This is a genomic window from Paenibacillus sp. BSR1-1, assembly GCF_030403775.1.
Taxonomy (GTDB): domain Bacteria; phylum Bacillota; class Bacilli; order Bacillales; family Cytobacillaceae; genus Neobacillus.
On the sequence record NZ_JAQMWQ010000013.1, the window covers coordinates 68,190 to 86,009 of the forward strand.

The window sequence follows — 17,820 nt, forward strand, 5'->3', positions numbered from 1 at the left end:
AAAAATTGTGATTGCAGCCAGCGTATCGCTAGGCGATACGACCTTTCGAACACGATCTAATGATATCTTTTTAGAAAAATAATGATTTGATCAAGGCTGTCAGGAAGATGTTTCCTAGCGCCACTGGAAGCAGCACTTTCCAGCCGAACTCCATTAAACGGTCAACGCGGAAACGCGGCAGCGTACTGCGGAGCCACAAGTATACAAAGATAACCACACAGAACTTAAGTGAGAACCATACCGCACCTGGAATAAAGCCAAGGAACGCAAATGGCGGCAGCCAGCCGCCTAGGAAAACGACTGTAATCAGGGCCGACATGGCAAATAGATACACATACTCCGCCAGCATAAAGAAGGCAAAGCGGAATCCGGAGTATTCAACGTGAAATCCTGCAACAAGCTCGGATTCCGCTTCCGGCAAGTCAAACGGCGTCCGGTTTAATTCGGCAACCGAAGCAATAAAAAACACAATAAAGCCAATCGGCTGCAGCAGGATGAACCAGCCGCCCTTTTGCGCATGGACGATATCATTTAAATTTAAGCTTCCTGATAATAGAATGACACCAAGAACGGACATAACAAGCGGGATTTCGTATGAAATCATCTGTGCTGCTGCCCGTGCGCCGCCTAAAAGGGCGTACTTGTTATTGGAGCCCCATCCGCCAAGCAAGGCACCAAAGGTTGTCAAACCAGAAACCGCAATGTAATAAAGCAAGCCCACCCCGATATCCGCAAATTGAAACTTATCAGTAAACGGAATCGTTGCCAGTACCATGAAGGACGGGGCAAAGGCAATGACTGGCGCCAGGATAAATAACGGACGGTCTGCCAGTTTCGGAATAATGTCTTCTTTTAGTAAAAGCTTCAAAACGTCAGCGACGGTCTGCAATAAGCCCCAGTTACCGCCAAGCTGGTTTGGACCGTGGCGGAGCTGCATGTAACCCATGACCTTCCGCTCGGCTAAAATCCCATATGTTACGAAGCCTAATACGACTAACAGCAAGACAACCCCTAGTAAAAAGAAGATTGCAAAGTTGGCCAAACCTGGACTTGAATGGAGTAGATCTTGTACCATTAACCGTCCACCTCCCCAAGGACAATATCAACTGCCCCTAATATAGCAATCAGGTTTGCAATATTTTCGCCTACGAGTAATTTCGGGAGAATTTGCAGGTTATAGAATGATGGTCTTCTAAACTTCAGGCGATACGGTTCTTTTTTGCCGTCGCTTGAGATATAACAGCCAATTTCTCCGCGTGGTGACTCGATTCTGACAAACGCTTCACCTTTAGGCGCTTTAATGATTTTCGGTACTTTTGCTAAAATTTCACCTTCCGCAGGGAATTGTTCACATGCCTGCTCAAGGATATTTAATGATTGTGAAACCTCGCCCATGCGCACTTTATAGCGGGCCAGGCAGTCTCCGCTTTCCTCGGTGACCACGTCAAAATCAAATCGGTCATAAATGGAATATGGCTCATCTTTACGAAGGTCCCACTTCACGCCGGTACAGCGAAGGTTTGGACCGCTCAACGAATAGTTAATCGCGTCCTCTTTTGTGTATCTTCCTACACCCGTTACCCGGTCAAGGAAAATTTCATTTCCGGTGACAAGATCATGATAGCCTTTGACTTGCTCGCGCAAATAGGGAACAAAATCCCGTACTTTTTCCACCCAGCCTTCCGGAGCATCCCACTTTACGCCGCCAACACGCATATAGTTGAAGGTCAAGCGCGCTCCTGAAAGTTCATTGAGCATATTGATAATCATTTCACGGTCACGGAATGCATAGATGAACGGGCTCGTCGCACCAAGGTCAAGCAAATAAGTACCCCATGCCACTAAGTGGCTTGCGATACGTCCCAATTCCATTGCCATGACACGAAGGAAGTCCGCTCGTTCCGGAACTTGAATCCCCATCATCGTTTCGACCGCATGACAAATGACATAGTTATTCGTCATCGCTGACAAATAGTCCATCCGGTCGGTATAAGGAATAATTTGTGTGTATTGCAAATTCTCGGCCAATTTTTCTGTACCGCGGTGCAAGTAACCGATGACAGGTTTTGCTTCCGTTATGATCTCGCCATCGATTTTAACTACAAGCCGGAATACTCCATGCGTACTCGGGTGCTGCGGCCCAACGTTTAATAGCATTTCTTCTGTTCTGATCACCCGCTACACCTCCACATCATACGGTTCATAATCTTTACGCAGTGGATGGCCAACCCATTCTTCTCCAAGCAAAATCCGATGCAAATCCGGGTGTCCGGTAAACTTAATTCCTAATAAGTCATATGCCTCACATTCAGGCCAGTTGGCTCCAGCCCAAATCGGCTGCAAGGATTCAATTGTTGGTTCATCACGGTCAATCTTCACTTTTAACGCCAACGATTGGCGATTTTTATATGAGAATAAGTGAACATATACTTCCATATGTGTCTCGAAATCCGTTCCGTGCAGCTCAGAGAGATAATCAAATCCAAGAAGCTCATTATATTTTAAAAATTGAGCCAGCTTATAATATGTATCGCGCTTTGCCACAAGGGTCGGAACATCCTTGGATAGTTTATTAATATAAGAATCTTCTAAAACATCGTCACCCAGATTTTCGGTTATTACCTTCACATATTTATCTAAAAACGGCTGATTGACTGACAGTGCTGCGGTTTCTGATGGGGCTGGCGCTGTATCGTCCGCTTTCCCTGCCGCTGCTGCTTTGGCTTTCGCTGCTGCCGCTGCTTTGGCCTTCGCTACTGCTGCTGCCTTTGCTTTTGCTTTTTCATCATCAGTTGCGTCCGCTCCTGTATCGCCACCCGATACGGCTGCTTTCGCCTTTGCCGCTGCTGCTGCCTTCGCTTTGGCTGCTGCCGCTGCTTTGGCTTTCGCTGCTGCTGCCGCCTTTGCTTTCGCATCATCACCTGCTGGTGCACTTTCACCCGTATCGCCCGCTGGTGCATCGCCGCCTGCTAGCTCCATCGCTTTCCGTTTTGCCGCTGCCGCTGCTTTGGCTTTCGCTACAGCCGCTGCTTTTTTCTTCGCTAAGTCGTCAGCACCTTCATCAGCCACGGTTTCGGCTGCTGGGGCTTCTCCGCCTGCTAGCTCCATCGCTTTTCGTTTCGCCGCTGCCGCTGCTTTGGCTTTCGCTACGGCTGCAGCTTTTTTCTTCGCTAAGTCGTCAGCGCCTTCATCAGCCACGGTTTCGGCCGCTGGGGCTTCTCCGCCTGCCTGCTCCATCGCTTTCCGTTTCGCCGCTGCTGCCGCTTTGGCTTTCGCTACGGCTTCTGCTTTTCTCCTGGCAAGATCATCAGCGTCGTTCGATGAGGCCTGCGGTGCGGCCGTCTCTTCTGCCGGCACTTGTGCTTCGGCTGCCGGTGCAGCTGGCTCATCCACAATGCCTTCACGCTTTTTCTTTGCTAGTGCAGCTGCCTTCGCCTTCGCTGCCGCCGCGGCTTTTTTCTTTGCTAAATCATCGGCATCTCCGCCAGATGAAGCTGGTGCTGTTGATTTAGGTGCCTCATCTGCTGGTGGCTTTGGTGCTTCCGTTGCCGGTTTCGGCGCCGCTTCCCCTGCCGCCTTCGCCTGACGCTTTGCCAGTGCCGCAGCCTTAGCTTTCTCAGCCGCCTCTTTCTTTAATTGATCGAGATCCTTTTCCCCGCTCATCGGTTAGATCACCTTCTTCCCAGTCTTCGCCTCATAGCGAATCTTTTCCTTTAACTTATTAATTCCATAAATTAATGCCGCTGGGTTCGGCGGGCATCCCGGAATATACACATCAACAGGAACGATCTGATCGACTCCCTTAACAACGGAATACGACTTGATATACGGTCCGCCTGCAGTTGCACAAGACCCCATCGCAATAACCCACTTCGGCTCCGGCATTTGATCATACAAACGTTTTACAATCGGCGCCATTTTCTTCGTCACCGTACCAGACACAATCATGCAATCTGACTGTCTTGGCGATGTACGGAAAAATGAACCAAAACGGTCCAAGTCATAGTTCGCGCCGCCCACGCCCATCATCTCAATCGCACAACAAGCCAGACCAAATGTCATTGGCCACAAAGAATTACTTCGAGCCCATGCCTTAATTTGCTCCAGCGTCGCGAAAAATACATTACGTTCTAATTCTTTCATTTCTTCTGGTGAAAGGTCCAATTTTAGATCCATTTTAGCACCTTCTTTTTCCATGCGTAGATTAAGCCGATTACCAGCATAACCACGAAAATTAACATTTCGACTAATGCAAATAGTCCTAACTTATCATAGGCCACCGCCCATGGATATAAAAACACCGTCTCTACATCAAAAATTACAAACATTAGGGCAAAAATATAATAGCGGACATTGAACTGTACACGGGAATCGTGAAAAGGCTCAATACCGCTCTCATATGTGGTATACTTCGCATCATCAGGTTTATGCGGACGCAGAAGCTTACCTAAAAATAATGCCACCACCGGCAGCAACACCCCAAGACATAGGAACACAAAAACTATCAGATAATTATTCTGATATACATTCAAAAGTTCCATGTCTATCCCCTCCAATGTTGAAAATTTTCATACTTATGAATATTGTAACCGAATTCATTATAGCATTGTTACAAACCCCTGTCGACAAGCCTTATTTATAAATATTGGAAGTCTACCGCCGCGAAAATTTCCCAATTTAAGGCCTGGGGAGCTCGCTCTCAAAAAGGCCTTAAATTGGGGAATTTTTGCAAGCTGCAGCGTTAGCGGAAGCGCAATGTGCGTGAGCACATGGCGGTAGATTTCCAATTTACAACTGAACTAGTCAGTCGACAGGGGTCCCCACCCTTTGAGCGTTTGCGTGATCTCGCTGAATTGCTCCCTGAATTGCCCCAGAGATGACGCAAGAGCGAATTGGCACATGCTTATGTACCGAAGGAACAAGTTGCACGTGATCTGAAGCGGAAGATGACGTGCCTAGCATAGAGTTCGTAAGAACCCCTAAGGAATTCGACAACAACACCTATTAAACACCAAAATAAGATTTTAAACAGTGAGATTTGTCATTAATAGTTCACCTATTTTAAACGTTTTTAGAACAATCTCCACTCGGCCAACCCTTCCCCTACAATCCTATTCAAAAATCGGCTTTTCATGAACAAAAAAATGCCAGGCTAAACGCCTGGCCCGATCCCTTATAAATAACTAATTCCAATTAAATATATCCAGCTTCTTTTCCTCAACGGATATTATACACCTTCGCCCTGCTTAATGGTGTTTTCAACTGCCGATAAGGTCTCTGATAAAATCTTCATCATTTGTGCCATTTCTTCTTGATTAATAATTAATGGCGGGGCAAATACAATCGTGTCCTGGCCATCAAATACGACGGCACGGACTACCACTCCCCTTTTAGCCGCTTCCGAAACAATCAGTGAAGAGAGCGGAGTGGTGAAACGCTCGTTTGTCTGCCGATCTTTCACAATTTCAATAGCCCCCATAAGACCTAAGGCCCTAACTTCACCAATCATGCTATGTTTGCTTTGCAGCTGTTTAAATCCGGCCAGCATTTCTGCTCCCATTTGCTTCGCATTTTCAATCAAATTTTCACGTTCGATGATTTCAAGATTTTTCAAAGCCACACTGCAGGCCATCGCATGGCCGCTGTACGTATACCCATGCAATAATGTGCCTGTGGAGAGCTCTTTAAAATCCCGGTGCATTTTTTCCGAAATCATCACACCTCCAAGCTGGGCATAGCCGCTTGTTACTCCTTTTGCAAAGCACATCATATCTGGCACAACGCCATAATGTTCGATTCCAAAATAGGTGCCTGTCCGTCCAAATCCGGTTATCACTTCATCGGTAATCCATAATATCCCGTACTGGTCGCAAATCTCCCGGATCTCTTTGAAATAGTGTTCAGGTGCGATATGAACGCCGCCAGCACCCTGAACTGGTTCAGCGACAAAAGCGGCAATGGTGTCAGCGCCTTCTATTTCTATAAGTTCGCGTAATGCGGACGTTGAAAAATGATCCACATAATAAAAGTCAGGAGCTAATGAGTTCGTAAAATCCCGGAACGGCTTTAAACCGGTTGCACTCGTTGCCCCCATTGCTACCCCATGGTAGGATTTCGTTCTCGTGATGATTTTCTTCTTTTCCGGCCGGCCTTTTAATATCCAATAATGCCGGGCAAGCTTATATGCCGTATCATTCGATTCCGAACCTCCTGAAGTAAAAAACGTTGCCGTTAAATCCCCGGGTGCGATTTCTGCCAGCTTCGCTGCCAAGCGAATGGCTGGTTCATTGCTGTAGGTTGAAAAACAAGAGTTAAACGCTAATTTGGACATCTGTTCCATCGCTGTTTTTCCGATTTCCTCCCGGCCATGCCCAATGTTCACATTCCACAAAGAAGACATGCCATCTATAACCCTATTTCCTTTGATATCTTCTAAAAATACACCTTCACCTTTTGTAAAAATAAAGCCGGGGCCATCAGCCTGCTGCTGCTGGATTGGTGAAGTCGGATGTAAAAAATGCTTTTTATCTAATTCTTCTAATTCACGTACGTAGCTTTCCATTTGAATGACTCCCTTTTTAAAAATTGATTTACTTTTATTTATGCAAAAAGCATGCCAACTTTTTCTGCCTGAAAAATCGCTTTTTCAGGGAACGTTGATTTAATTTCCAATCAATATTAATTTAATTATTGATTAATTGTCCGATTTGATTGAAAATTTAATCAAGGAGGTTATTTACATGAACGATGACGTAAAACTAGAGCTCGATAAAATCATTGAAACCTCAAACAACAACATTACGGTCACCGATGAGAATGGCATCATTTTGCGCTCCAATCCGGAACATTGGGTCATGTATGGGTTAGAACCCGGATCCTATATCGGAATGTCTGTCTATGAATTGGAAAAACAAGGAATCCTCTCTCCTTCGATTAATGCCCTTGTCATAAAAGAGAAAAAAATTGTCCGGATTATGCAACATACCCAGTCAGGTAAAGTCGTCATGTCGACTGGCTATCCTGTTTTTAATCAGGAAGGACGTTTAATCAGAGTAATCAGCTACAGCCAGGACCAAACAGAGATTGTGAAATTGCAGGAGCAATACAGCCAGCTGCAGTCAAAGGTGGCCGGATTCCAAACTGAAGTAGAGGAGCTGCGCGAAAAAGACGCCAGCGATCGGCCGCTTTTATTCAGAAGCACAAGCATGCAGCAAATTTTTAAGACACTAAAGCGCGTGGCTCCAACCGATGCGGCAATTTTATTTTTAGGGGAATCGGGTGTTGGAAAAAGCACATTGGCCCGATATATACATGATCAAAGCGAGCGTCAAAAAGAACCTTTCATTGAAGTAAACTGCAGTACAATCCCTGAAGCGTTATTTGAATCGGAAATGTTCGGCTATGAGCCAGGATCCTTTACGGGAGCACAAAAATCAGGAAAACAAGGCTTGATTGAGCAAGCAGACCAAGGAACGATTTTTTTAGATGAAATTGGCGAGCTGCCATTAAACATGCAGGTAAAGTTGCTAAAAGTTCTCCAAGAAAGAAAATTCCTGCGAATCGGAGGAAAAAAAGAGCGCCACGTTAATTTCCGACTAATCTCGGCTACGAACCAAAACCTGAAAAGGATGGTCGACGAGGGGAAATTCCGCTTGGACCTTTACTACCGCTTAAATGTCATCCCGATTCACATCCCTTCTTTAAAGGAAAGAAAAGATGACATTACGATTTTGTTAAAGCATTACTTGGAATTACTGAATGCCAAATACAACGAGTCTAAAAAATTGCACACATCTACGTATGACTTGTTAATTGATTATGAGTGGCCGGGAAATGTCCGTGAAATGGAGAATTTGCTGGAACGGCTGATCCTGACGATTGAAGATGATATGATTTTGCCTGAACATCTTCCTTTTGATTTTAAGAAAAATATGAAGGATTCCACATGGGCCCTTGAGAAGGGGTGTATCGAAAAAAGGAATTTAAAAGAAGTGCTGGAGGAAGTAGAAATTGAGTTATTAGCAAAAGCTTACAGGGAGTGCAAAACCACCTATGAAATGGCGGAATATTTAGGCCTTAGTCAGCCTACTATTATTTATAAATTAAAAAAGTTTAAGGACCAGCTTTCTATTTAATAAAAAGGCTCTGTTAACTTTGGCTGTTGATTTCCGCTCCAGGCGCTCGCTTTCCGCGGGCGTGCCGGTGAGCCTCCTCGGCGCTTTGGCGCCTGCGGGGTCTCCCCTGCCCCGTACTCCCGCAGGAGTCGAGCGCCCTCCGCTCCAATCAACAGAGTATAAAAAAACAACAATATCGTTTAACAGAGCCAATATAAAAAGCCGAGAAGGATCTCGGCTTTTCATTATTTCAAAATATCAAAGCGCTTTCAAATAATTATTGCTTCAAGATAAATTTATAGCTGTCCCCTAAAATATACTGTTTTCCTCTATGGACAGGCTGGCCGTTCTCATCTGTGACCGTGGTATCCATGAAAAAGAGGGGTTCGCCGCTTGCGATATTGAGCAGCTCCATTTCTTCATCGCCTGCCCTGACAATCTCCAAGGAAAGTTCGCTCGAACCGGCTGGTTTTACGCCCAGTTTCTCTTCCAAAATCTTATAGATGGAGCCATCTAAATTTTCATTTAATAAAGAGTGATATTCTTTATAGGAAAAATAGTTGTTTTCAATCATGATTGGCGAATCGCCGGCATATCTGACTCTCTGAATAAATAACAGAGCATCTCCATCCTCAAGCTGCAGCATTGTTTGATCCTTTGAGGTTGGCTGGATAATTTCTTTTTTAATGACTTTGCTGCTCGCTTTTAATCCGTTCGCTTTACAAGCATCACTAAAGCTTAAAAAATGGACAATCTTTCTTTCAATTTTCCTTTTGTTTACGAATGTCCCTTTACCCTGTTTTTTTACAAGGTAGCCCTCTTCCACTAATTCGACAATGGCTTTTCTTACCGTAATCCTGCTAATTTTATATTCCTCGCTCAACTCTAATTCTGTTGGTATTTTATCACCAAACTTTAAATCTCCATTTACGATTGAACTGCGGATAGACTCCTTTAATTGGATATACAATGGAATGTGATCATCCTGTTTTAACATCTGTTTCACCTGCCTTCTATCAAAAATGTTTTAGTTGGGATTTTCGGCATTTCCTTGATACTACTAAGTATATATAATTTCATTTACGCTATCAATTTTGTTTTTTATCCTTCTATTATATTAGATAGGACCTCCAACGATTTTTCAATGGCAGCATCGGGGTTTTGAACGTATTGGTAGGAGGTATATTCTAAAGTCAGATACCCTTTATAGCCAATTTGGTTCAATTGATCGATGTATTTCTGTAATGGCAGCACACCATCCCCCCAGGCAAGGTGGCCCTCCGGTTTCCCATCGATGAAATGAATATGAACCAGGTCCTGATTTAATAGGTTATGATAATCAAGAAAATCCTCTTTTGCCAGCGCCATTGGAATCGTATCAATCATCCCTTTTAGATTCGGGCTATTGACTTCATCTAACATCGCTTTTAAGGACTTCGCATCATTAACCAAATTGGACTCCATTCTCGTTAATGGTTCAAACGCAAGGGTTAAATCCAGCTCTGCCGCTGCACCTGCTAATCTTTCCAATGAATCTCTCGTTCTTTTCCAAGCTTCCTGTCTGTCTTCATTTTCATAGCCCCATCCTGGAGTAACCAACAGCATGGGTGCTTCTAATTCTTTTGCCGCTTCTGCTGATTTGATAAAATATTGAATACTATTTTCACGAATCCTTTTCTCTTTTGCGGCAAGATTAATAGGGTAAACACACTGCTCTGGTGTAAAGCAGACCACCGATAAGTCTCTTCTATCAATTTCTTTTTTTACATTTCGAATATCCTGGATGCTCATTTCTTCTACATAAAAATGAGGAGACGCTCCCCATAGTTCAATATTTTTAAATTCATAGCGAACCATTGCATCAAAAAAATATTCCAATGGATAGTGCTTATAATGGAAGTTCATCCCTGTAATCTGATCCCGAGTGATCTTCACCACGCTTCTTACCCTCCCCTTTGTAAAAATATTCAAAATAAATATAACATTATATTATGTTATAAGTCAATTTAATATAAATTTCCATATTACTAATAAATTTAATGTTCAAAAAAGATTGACAATTATTTTATAGGCGGTTAATATAATGTTATATAATGTATTATTATATTTCAAACCAAAGATTCTAAGGAGGAAAAATGAATGGTTAATTCACAAGTAGTTGTAGATCCACAGGTTCAAACGGTATTAGATGCTTTGAAAGGACGTACTATTGACCACGTATTTTTTGTAGCATGCGGCGGCTCTTCTGCCATTATGTATCCAAATAAGTACATAATGGACCGTGAAGCCCTAAATATTTCTTCAGACGTTTACAGTTCTAATGAATTCATTCATCGCAACCCTAGAAAACTTGGTGAAAATTCATTGGTCATCCTATGCTCTATGTCTGGTACAACACCTGAAACCGTTAAAGCAGCGACATTTGCCCGTGAAAAAGGCGCCTTAACTGTTGGTTTTACGAACCAGCCAACTTCTCCGCTGGCACAGGAAAGTGAATTTGTTGTTAAATATGAATGGGGCGAAGAATCTATTGCCTTTAATACAAATTTAGGCTTGCTTTATCAATTAACTTTAGGTGCCTTAAACGTACTAGAAGGAAACGCTAAGTTTGATAAATTGATCAACAGCTTACACAATCTCGAGGCTGTTTTTGAAAAGTCAAACAAGCAATATGAAAGCCAAGCACAACAATTTGGTCAAGATTACAAAGATGAAAAAGTAATTTATACAATGGCAAGCGGAGCTAACTATGGAATCGCTTACTCCTATGCGATTTGTATCCTGATGGAAATGCAATGGATCCACTCCAATGCCGTTCACTCCGGTGAATATTTCCATGGTCCATTCGAAATTATCGATAAGGATGTTCCATTTATTATCCTGCTTGGCTTGGATGAAACCCGTCCTCTTGATGAAAGAGCATTGGATTTCTCGAAAAAATACGGCGAAAAATTGGTCGTTTTAGACGCTAAGGATCTTGATCTGACTGGCATAGACGAAGAATTAAAAGGCTATATTGCTCCGCTGGTATTAAATAATATTCTACGCAGATATGCTGAACAGCTGTCAGAAGCCCGTAATCATCCTCTGTCAAAAAGACGTTATATGTGGAAAGTGGAATACTAATTATTTGGAAGCTCTTGAGTTTAGACTCAGGGGCTTTTTCAATTTAATGATGACCACCGAGCTCTTTTTTCACCTGCCTCGGGCACTCTGAACTCTCCACAGTGACCGTCGACTTCTTTTTTAACCTATCTCGGGCACTCTGAAAACTTATCTGAAAAAATAACCCGCTCCTTATTAGGAACGGGTTACTTCGGGTCCACTCAGAACCTTACCCAATGACAATCCTTTTCTCCCGTTCCTTGCCATGGCCGAATGCGCCAAAGCGTCCGCACGTTTCTGCCGCAGCGGCAGCACCCTTTTGCATCGCCGTCTTTGCATCACCATGCTGGACATACTCCTTTAAGAACACAGCCACAAATGTATCGCCAGCTCCTAATGTATCAACGACATCAGCCTCGGCAATTCCATGTTCATAAACCTGACGGGAATCTGAAAATACGGATCCTTCTGATCCTCTGGTTACAATCACATTTGGTGTTCCTGCTGCATGAACTTTCGCGATCAGCGCTTCACACTCTTGCTTCGTTAAATCGCCTCCAGAGAAGATGGCAAATTTGATATGAGGACAAACCAGCTCCAAATACTCATCATCGTACCTTGTTGAAAAATCAAAGGAAATATCGATGTATTTTTTCAATAAAGGCAGGTCCTTTTCGATATAACTATATACGCTTGTGTGCAGCAATGAGAAAGTACTAATAAACTCCAATTCTGCTTCTGCAAAATTCAGTTTTACAAGCTTTTGAACCCCGCCTTTATTCGAGCCTACAAACTTCCGATCGCCATGCTCGTCTAAAGTGACAACAGCCTCACCTGATGGTCCAAACACTTTACGAACCTGGGAAACATCGATATTTTCCTGCTTTAACGAACTGACGATATGATCGCCCTCTTCATCATTCCCGACAATTCCAATATAGGAAACGAACTCGGCGCCATACCGTCTCCAAAATACCGCTACATTGACGGCATTTCCGCCAGGGAACATCTCCCCGCGGTCTTCATAGTAATCTACTACGTTATCTCCAACAGCAATTAACTTCATAATTGAATCCTCCCATTCGTTGAATAGCAGAAAGATACAACGAAACATTGTATCTTCCCGCCAATTATTTTAATAAGTTACCGTACGATAATATCTTCTAATCTCTAACGAGTGATTGCGTTTATCTTCTAAATGGACACTGAGTCTTTGAAGCTGCGTAGATGTAACAATTGGTGATAAATATTTTCTAAACTCTTCGCTGATCCCTTCTAGCTCGTAATCCTTCGTATCAAGGATTGTTACCTTCTTCGTATACTTTTCTGAAAAGCGCTCCACCCGTTCCATCAGCGGGCGCGTTTCATCTTCACCCGTTAGGAGAATCATGCTTGTGTTTTCATCGACTAACTCCAATGTGCCATGGAAAAATTCTGCTGCGTGAATCGACTTTGTTTTGATCCACTGCATTTCCTCCAACACACACATCGCATAGGAGTAAGCGCGGCCCCAAGTTGAACCGGATCCTACCACCATATGATAAGGCTCATCTTTATAGGCAACAGCAAATGCTTCTGCCCTAGCTTCGAACTGTTCTTTTACTTCGATTAATTTTTCAGGAAGTACCTCTAATTGGGCTGCGAATGTCTCATAGTTAGGGAAATCGCCATTTTTATTCATTAATTTAAAAATCAACAAATAGAGCACTAACTGATTGGAATCGCTGGCAAAATCATTTTCTGCAAAATTCACAAGCGGAAAATCAACTGTATCAGCAAGCGGCTTATTGTATTCGCCTGTCAAGCCAATCGTTGTCGCTCCCCTTTCTTTACAGTATTTTGCTGCAGCGACTGTCTCTTCTGTCGTTCCAGATAGTGATGAAAGAATCACAAGAGAATCTGAAGTAAACTGTTTATGATTCTGCAGCACAAATTCTGCTGCGATTTCCGCATAAGCTGGAATCGTCGATGTCGAGTTAATCATATATTCAAACGGATAAAAGGTTGCTACTGCTCCGCCAGAGCCAATTAAGAAAATATTCTTAAACCCTTTTTCATAAACCTGGTCCGCAACACGCTCAATTTCCTCTCGAAGGCCCACAGCCCCGCAAGTTACTGTAAGATATTTTTCCCTGTTAAAATTCAACATTCCTTTCACTCCCTTTGGTTTATATGCAATACATTATAATACGTTATATAATTATTCGAGAAGCAGGGGATATTTCCCCCTATTATCCCTTGACGCTTCCCTCTGCCAAACCGCGGACAAAAAATTTCTGCATGAAAATAAATATGATTATCAGTGGCAGTGCGGATATAACCAACCCAGCCATTAAAACTCCCCAGTTCGTATTAAGCGCATCTTTAAAGACTAATAGACCGGAAGTTATCGGCTTTAATTCTTCTGTTTGAATGAAGAGGATCGAAAATAAAAACTCGTTCCAAGCATAATAAGCGGTTAAAATTATACCCGTAAACATAATCGGTTTGCTCATTGGCATGTAGATTCTTGCGAATACATCCAAGCTTGACGCTCCATCCAGAAATGCGGATTCCTCCAGCTCTTTCGGAATCGACAAGAAGAAGGACCGGATTAATAGAACCGTTAATGGAATCCGATAAGCCGTAAAGGTTAAAATCAGAGCCCAATGCGTATCAAATATCCCCATTTTTTGAACTAATTCATAAAGAGGGATTAAACTGCTCTGAGGTGAAAACATCAGGCCGGCTGAAACGAAAAGCAGCAGAAATTTGCCGCCTTTAAGTTGATAACGAGTCAACCCAAAAGCACAGGCTGCACTGATTAAAACCGTCAGAATACAGGTGCCTCCCGTGATAATCAAGCTATTAACGAAGTAGCTGGAAACCCCTTGTTCCCAGGCTGTCGTATAGTTTGAAAAGAGCCATTCTTTCGGAAGTCCCCAGCTGTCGTTAAAAATCTCAGCTGTATTTTTAAAAGAATTGACAATCATCCAAAATAAAGGATAGGCAATGGCAATAAAGTATAGAGTTAGGAAAAGAAAGATTAGTCCGACTGTAATTGATAAGCCTGGCTTTCTTTTGGAAGCCTTAAAGTTTTTATTCGGAAACTTTAAGACCTTTCCGCCGGGACTAACCATTTGTGAATCTTCATGTGCTTCCATCGGCTTCATCTTTACTCCTCCCCTGTTTTTAAGAACTTATTTTGAATAAAATAGAAAATGAGTGTGATACCCAAAATCACGTTGGCAATCGCTGAAGCAAACCCAGGTTCATTATCAATAAACGCCTTCTGATATAGATATGTACTAAAAACTTGTGATGAGTTGCTTGGACCACCAGCTGTTAATACATACACCTCACTGAACACCAAGAAGGAGCCTGTCACCGTATAGATTAATAGAACAAATGTCATTTCTTTTACCTGTGGAACAGTAATGCTGAAAAAAGTCCGGATTTTCCCTGCTCCATCGATGGTAGCAGCTTCATATAATTCTCCAGGGACTTTTTGAACCGCTAACACATACAACATAACGGTATAACCGATACTTTGCCATTGGGAAACGGCAATGACAGCAAAAATTGATGTTTTTGGATTCCCCAGCCATCCTTCCGTCCATTCGCCCAAACCTACCAATCTTAAAAAGCTATTTAGCAAGCCGACATCTGGATTATAGATAAAGCTAAAGAGGATCCCAATAACCGTCATTGAAATGAGAACCGGGATAAAAAAGGTTGTCCGGAAGAAGGTGGAAAATCTCCTGAAAATCTTATCTTCTAATATCGCTGCAATCACTAATCCAAGCCCAACCTGGAGGATAACGGAGATAATGGCGTATAGGAGATTGTTCTTAAGTACCGTGAAAAAGACGGGATCTTTAAACAAGCGTGTATAGTTATCTAGTGAAACAAAGCTTCTATCTAATGTGAATGGGTTCCATTCATAAAAGCCATTAATGATATTTCGAACCAATGGATAGTATACAAATAGGGCCAGCATCAATAAGGCAGGTGCCATATATACAAGCGGGATTATTCTCGTTCTACGCATCTATACCCCTCCCATCAACATCTATGAAAATGCCGGGTTAATAGGAAGCTAGTTTCCTATTAACCGACACCTTCTAGAATTCATTATTCTTTATTACTTCACTTGCTTCGCTGCATCTTGTACGGCCTTCATGATTTGTTCTGGCTTCATCGTGCCGCCAATCAAAGCTTGAACGCCATCGCCATAAGGCTTGAAAATTCGAGTATCTAATGCGCTGTCTGTCCAGATCAGCATGTTTGGCTGTTCTTTAATCATATCCATCGCTTTTACATCAGCTTCCGTTGCGGTATTGGCATTAACCGCTCCTTCAACCGTACTTGGCATACCGGTATCCTTAGCCAATTTTTCACCATTTGCCTTAGAAGTTAAGAATTCTAAGAACTCGACTGCTTCTTTAGGGTGTTTTGATTTACTGTGAACCATAAATCCTTCTGGAGCACCGATTAAGCCTCCCTGGTCGCCTTTAGCACCATCGATGGTCGGTACTTTAAAGGAATCCCATTTAAATGCAGCGTTTTTCATATACGTAATTTCCTGTGTTTCTAGGAACATGATCGCAGCTTTGCCGCCTAGGAATAAGTTTCTCGCTTCATCATGTGCAGTTGCATTTGGATTTTCATTAAAGTAAGGGCGTAATTCATCCAGCTTCTTTAATGCCTCAACATAACTAGGATCTGTGAACTCTGCTCCCTTAAAGCTTAAATCTTTTGCTAACACATCCTGCGGTACAATTCTTTGATTCAATGCTGTTACATAGTGAGCAGCTGCCCATGGTGATTTATTTCCTAAGATGATTGGAGTCTGGCCGCTCTTTTTAATGGTTTTAAGTACAGTGATAAACTCATCCCATGTAGTTGGTGCTTTCAAACCTAATTTATCAAATAGATCTTTGTTGTAGAAGAATAGTTTACTGTCGGTAAATAGTGGAACACCATAGGTTTTGTCATCCTTTTGGAAGAATTTCACCTGTGATGCGATTAAATTGTCTGACCAGGCCTTGTCATCTTGATAGTATTTTGTAAGGTCTAAAGCTACGCCATCACGGATAAACTTCTGACCATATTCTCCGGCCCAAGTGAAGAAAACATCCGGTGGATTCTGGCTTCCAAGAAGTACGTTTGCCTTTTGTTTGTAATCATCGTTTAACGCCGTTACTTGTTCAACATGAACGTCTGGATGCTGCTTTTCAAACTCTTTAATCACACTATTAAAATATGTTTTGTATGGCTCATTTGGCCAGCGGTAGAAAAATGTGATCGTTTTCTTTCCATTTTCTGATTTGGATGAGGTAGAGCTGCTTGACGAACATCCTGCTAGTATTAATGACATTACCATGAATATACCAACTGCTAGAGTAAACCAACGTTTCACATACATACCCCCAATTAATTATTCCTTATACAACTCATCTAAAACGCTTTCATCTTTAAATAGGTTCAGTACTGCAGCTCTTTAGCCTCCCTCTCTATGGAACACGTTATATCTCATGTCCAATTGTATTATAAGATTATATTACATACTATAACGTTTGAAGTCAATATCGAAATAAGGGGAATTTTCAAATTATTTTTAATACAGCACCCTCTCTATTAATAAAACTACTATAGGTATACTACGATAGTTTATTTATAAGATAAAATACCATAAAATCAGTAATTATAATAGTTAAAATATTATTAAAATTACAATTGCTTATTTCCAATTCCCACAAAGCTGTTATAAAATAACAAAAAGCCAGTCAAATGACTGGCTTCATTAGGAATACTATTAATTTGAATTCGCCGACATCCCGCCATCAATCCGATGCTGGCTGCCGCTAATAAAGGAACTATCATCGGAAGCAAGGAATAGTACAAGATTCGCAACATCTATCGGCTCCGCGTAACGGCCGAATGGAATCAGCCCAGCAAACATTTCCCTTGCCTTTTCTGATTCACCCGGGTTCATTGCCTCTTCAATCGACCTCATCATTCTCGTATTCACACTTGTCGGGTGAATCGAATTGACCCTTACATTGGCATGTGCCGCTTCATTGGCGGCTGTTTTTGTCAGCCCGACAACAGCATGCTTGGCCGCTACATACGGCCCTAAGTCTGTATACCCCATCCAGCTGGCATCTGACGCCGTATTAATAATGCTGCCGCTACGTTGTTCCATCATGATCGGCAATACATGCTTTAAGCCTAAAAACACACCCCTTACATTGACATTCATCACCTTATCAAAATCCTCAACCGATACATCCACTAACTTGCCAATCGGCCCCTCAATACCGGCATTGTTAAAGAAAATATCGATTTTTCCAAAATGGTCCATAGTCGTTCTGACATAATTCACAGTGTCCGCTTCCTTAGAAACATCCGCCTGTACAACAAGCACTTCACCGAAAATCACAAGCTCTTCCTTGGCCTTGAGCAGTTTCTCCTCGGTTTGTCCAACTAAAACAACCTTCGCCCCTTCTCTTAAAAATAACCCGGCCGTTTCAATACCGATGCCGCCTGCTCCACCCGTAATAATCGCTACTTTTCCATCTAATTTCCCCATTATGTATCCCCTCTCTCCATCAGCCAA

Annotated in this window: 16 protein-coding genes; 2 read left to right on the top strand and 14 right to left on the bottom strand. The window is 42.5% G+C overall.

Going from position 1 to position 17,820, the window contains the following annotated elements:
• Positions 1-70: 70 nt before the first annotated feature.
• The 6 genes from nuoH to PH210_RS17840 form a co-directional block, all read right to left on the bottom strand.
• Positions 71-1,075 carry an NADH-quinone oxidoreductase subunit NuoH gene (nuoH, locus tag PH210_RS17815; protein ID WP_289987446.1) on the bottom strand — a complete coding sequence of 335 codons (1,005 nt, stop codon included), beginning with the start codon at positions 1,073-1,075 and terminating at the stop codon, positions 71-73.
• A complete protein-coding gene (locus tag PH210_RS17820) occupies positions 1,075-2,175 on the bottom strand; it encodes an NADH-quinone oxidoreductase subunit D (protein ID WP_289987448.1) in 1,101 nt (366 codons plus the stop codon). The genes nuoH and PH210_RS17820 overlap by 1 nt, the downstream gene beginning before the upstream one ends.
• A gap of 3 nt (positions 2,176-2,178) precedes the next feature.
• Entirely contained in the window at positions 2,179-3,663 is a 1,485-nt protein-coding gene (locus tag PH210_RS17825; RefSeq protein WP_289987449.1) for an NADH-quinone oxidoreductase subunit C, read from the bottom strand.
• A 3-nt stretch (positions 3,664-3,666) separates the two neighbouring features.
• Positions 3,667-4,176 carry a NuoB/complex I 20 kDa subunit family protein gene (locus PH210_RS17830; protein ID WP_223594862.1) on the bottom strand — a complete coding sequence of 170 codons (510 nt, stop codon included), beginning with the start codon at positions 4,174-4,176 and terminating at the stop codon, positions 3,667-3,669.
• Positions 4,167-4,541 carry an NADH-quinone oxidoreductase subunit A gene (locus PH210_RS17835; protein WP_289987451.1) on the bottom strand — a complete coding sequence of 125 codons (375 nt, stop codon included), beginning with the start codon at positions 4,539-4,541 and terminating at the stop codon, positions 4,167-4,169. The genes PH210_RS17830 and PH210_RS17835 overlap by 10 nt, the downstream gene beginning before the upstream one ends.
• A gap of 686 nt (positions 4,542-5,227) precedes the next feature.
• Positions 5,228-6,562: an aminotransferase family protein gene (locus PH210_RS17840; RefSeq protein ID WP_289987452.1), complete on the bottom strand. Its 1,335-nt coding sequence runs from the start codon at positions 6,560-6,562 to the stop codon at positions 5,228-5,230.
• Between the two features lie 178 nt (positions 6,563-6,740).
• Between PH210_RS17840 and PH210_RS17845 the strand changes: the two genes are divergently transcribed.
• A complete protein-coding gene (locus PH210_RS17845; protein WP_289987454.1) occupies positions 6,741-8,135 on the top strand; it encodes a sigma-54 interaction domain-containing protein in 1,395 nt (464 codons plus the stop codon).
• A gap of 256 nt (positions 8,136-8,391) precedes the next feature.
• On the opposite strand, the gene PH210_RS17850 is transcribed toward PH210_RS17845, so the two are convergent.
• Both PH210_RS17850 and PH210_RS17855 read right to left on the bottom strand, forming a co-directional pair.
• Entirely contained in the window at positions 8,392-9,111 is a 720-nt protein-coding gene (locus PH210_RS17850; protein ID WP_289987456.1) for a GntR family transcriptional regulator, read from the bottom strand.
• Between the two features lie 104 nt (positions 9,112-9,215).
• Positions 9,216-10,052 (bottom strand): sugar phosphate isomerase/epimerase family protein, encoded by an 837-nt coding sequence (locus PH210_RS17855; RefSeq protein ID WP_289987457.1) that lies wholly within the window; start codon positions 10,050-10,052, stop codon positions 9,216-9,218.
• A gap of 201 nt (positions 10,053-10,253) precedes the next feature.
• On the opposite strand from PH210_RS17855, the gene PH210_RS17860 reads away from it, so the two are divergent.
• Complete coding sequence (locus PH210_RS17860) at positions 10,254-11,240, top strand: SIS domain-containing protein (protein ID WP_289987458.1); 987 nt, start codon at positions 10,254-10,256, stop codon at positions 11,238-11,240.
• A 208-nt stretch (positions 11,241-11,448) separates the two neighbouring features.
• On the opposite strand, the gene PH210_RS17865 is transcribed toward PH210_RS17860, so the two are convergent.
• From PH210_RS17865 to PH210_RS17890, 6 genes are all read right to left on the bottom strand, one after another.
• Entirely contained in the window at positions 11,449-12,285 is an 837-nt protein-coding gene (locus PH210_RS17865) for a PfkB family carbohydrate kinase (RefSeq protein WP_289987461.1), read from the bottom strand.
• Positions 12,286-12,354: 69 nt separating this feature from the next.
• Positions 12,355-13,368, bottom strand: coding sequence for an SIS domain-containing protein (locus tag PH210_RS17870; protein ID WP_289987463.1), 1,014 nt, complete (start codon positions 13,366-13,368; stop codon positions 12,355-12,357).
• Between the two features lie 82 nt (positions 13,369-13,450).
• On the bottom strand, positions 13,451-14,371 hold the full coding sequence (locus tag PH210_RS17875) for a carbohydrate ABC transporter permease (protein ID WP_289987465.1): 921 nt from the start codon (positions 14,369-14,371) through the stop codon (positions 13,451-13,453).
• A 2-nt stretch (positions 14,372-14,373) separates the two neighbouring features.
• Positions 14,374-15,249, bottom strand: a complete 876-nt coding sequence (locus PH210_RS17880; RefSeq protein ID WP_289987467.1) for a carbohydrate ABC transporter permease — start codon at positions 15,247-15,249, stop codon at positions 14,374-14,376.
• A 93-nt stretch (positions 15,250-15,342) separates the two neighbouring features.
• Positions 15,343-16,626 carry an ABC transporter substrate-binding protein gene (locus PH210_RS17885; RefSeq protein ID WP_289987468.1) on the bottom strand — a complete coding sequence of 428 codons (1,284 nt, stop codon included), beginning with the start codon at positions 16,624-16,626 and terminating at the stop codon, positions 15,343-15,345.
• A gap of 390 nt (positions 16,627-17,016) precedes the next feature.
• A complete protein-coding gene (locus PH210_RS17890; RefSeq protein ID WP_289987470.1) occupies positions 17,017-17,793 on the bottom strand; it encodes an SDR family NAD(P)-dependent oxidoreductase in 777 nt (258 codons plus the stop codon).
• Positions 17,794-17,820: the final 27 nt, after the last annotated feature.

What these genes read in the sequence shown, in the direction of transcription:
- nuoH (WP_289987446.1), bottom strand. Translation starts at nt 1,075, where the DNA reads ATGGTACAAGATCTACTCCATTCAAGTCCAGGTTTGGCCAACTTTGCA.
- PH210_RS17825 (WP_289987449.1), bottom strand. Translation starts at nt 3,663, where the DNA reads ATGAGCGGGGAAAAGGATCTCGATCAATTAAAGAAAGAGGCGGCTGAG.
- PH210_RS17830 (WP_223594862.1), bottom strand. Translation starts at nt 4,176, where the DNA reads ATGGATCTAAAATTGGACCTTTCACCAGAAGAAATGAAAGAATTAGAA.
- PH210_RS17835 (WP_289987451.1), bottom strand. Translation starts at nt 4,541, where the DNA reads ATGGAACTTTTGAATGTATATCAGAATAATTATCTGATAGTTTTTGTG.
- PH210_RS17840 (WP_289987452.1), bottom strand. Translation starts at nt 6,562, where the DNA reads ATGGAAAGCTACGTACGTGAATTAGAAGAATTAGATAAAAAGCATTTT.
- PH210_RS17845 (WP_289987454.1), top strand. Translation starts at nt 6,741, where the DNA reads ATGAACGATGACGTAAAACTAGAGCTCGATAAAATCATTGAAACCTCA.
- PH210_RS17850 (WP_289987456.1), bottom strand. Translation starts at nt 9,111, where the DNA reads ATGTTAAAACAGGATGATCACATTCCATTGTATATCCAATTAAAGGAG.
- PH210_RS17860 (WP_289987458.1), top strand. Translation starts at nt 10,254, where the DNA reads ATGGTTAATTCACAAGTAGTTGTAGATCCACAGGTTCAAACGGTATTA.
- PH210_RS17865 (WP_289987461.1), bottom strand. Translation starts at nt 12,285, where the DNA reads ATGAAGTTAATTGCTGTTGGAGATAACGTAGTAGATTACTATGAAGAC.
- PH210_RS17870 (WP_289987463.1), bottom strand. Translation starts at nt 13,368, where the DNA reads ATGTTGAATTTTAACAGGGAAAAATATCTTACAGTAACTTGCGGGGCT.
- PH210_RS17875 (WP_289987465.1), bottom strand. Translation starts at nt 14,371, where the DNA reads ATGAAGCCGATGGAAGCACATGAAGATTCACAAATGGTTAGTCCCGGC.
- PH210_RS17880 (WP_289987467.1), bottom strand. Translation starts at nt 15,249, where the DNA reads ATGCGTAGAACGAGAATAATCCCGCTTGTATATATGGCACCTGCCTTA.
- PH210_RS17885 (WP_289987468.1), bottom strand. Translation starts at nt 16,626, where the DNA reads ATGTATGTGAAACGTTGGTTTACTCTAGCAGTTGGTATATTCATGGTA.
- PH210_RS17890 (WP_289987470.1), bottom strand. Translation starts at nt 17,793, where the DNA reads ATGGGGAAATTAGATGGAAAAGTAGCGATTATTACGGGTGGAGCAGGC.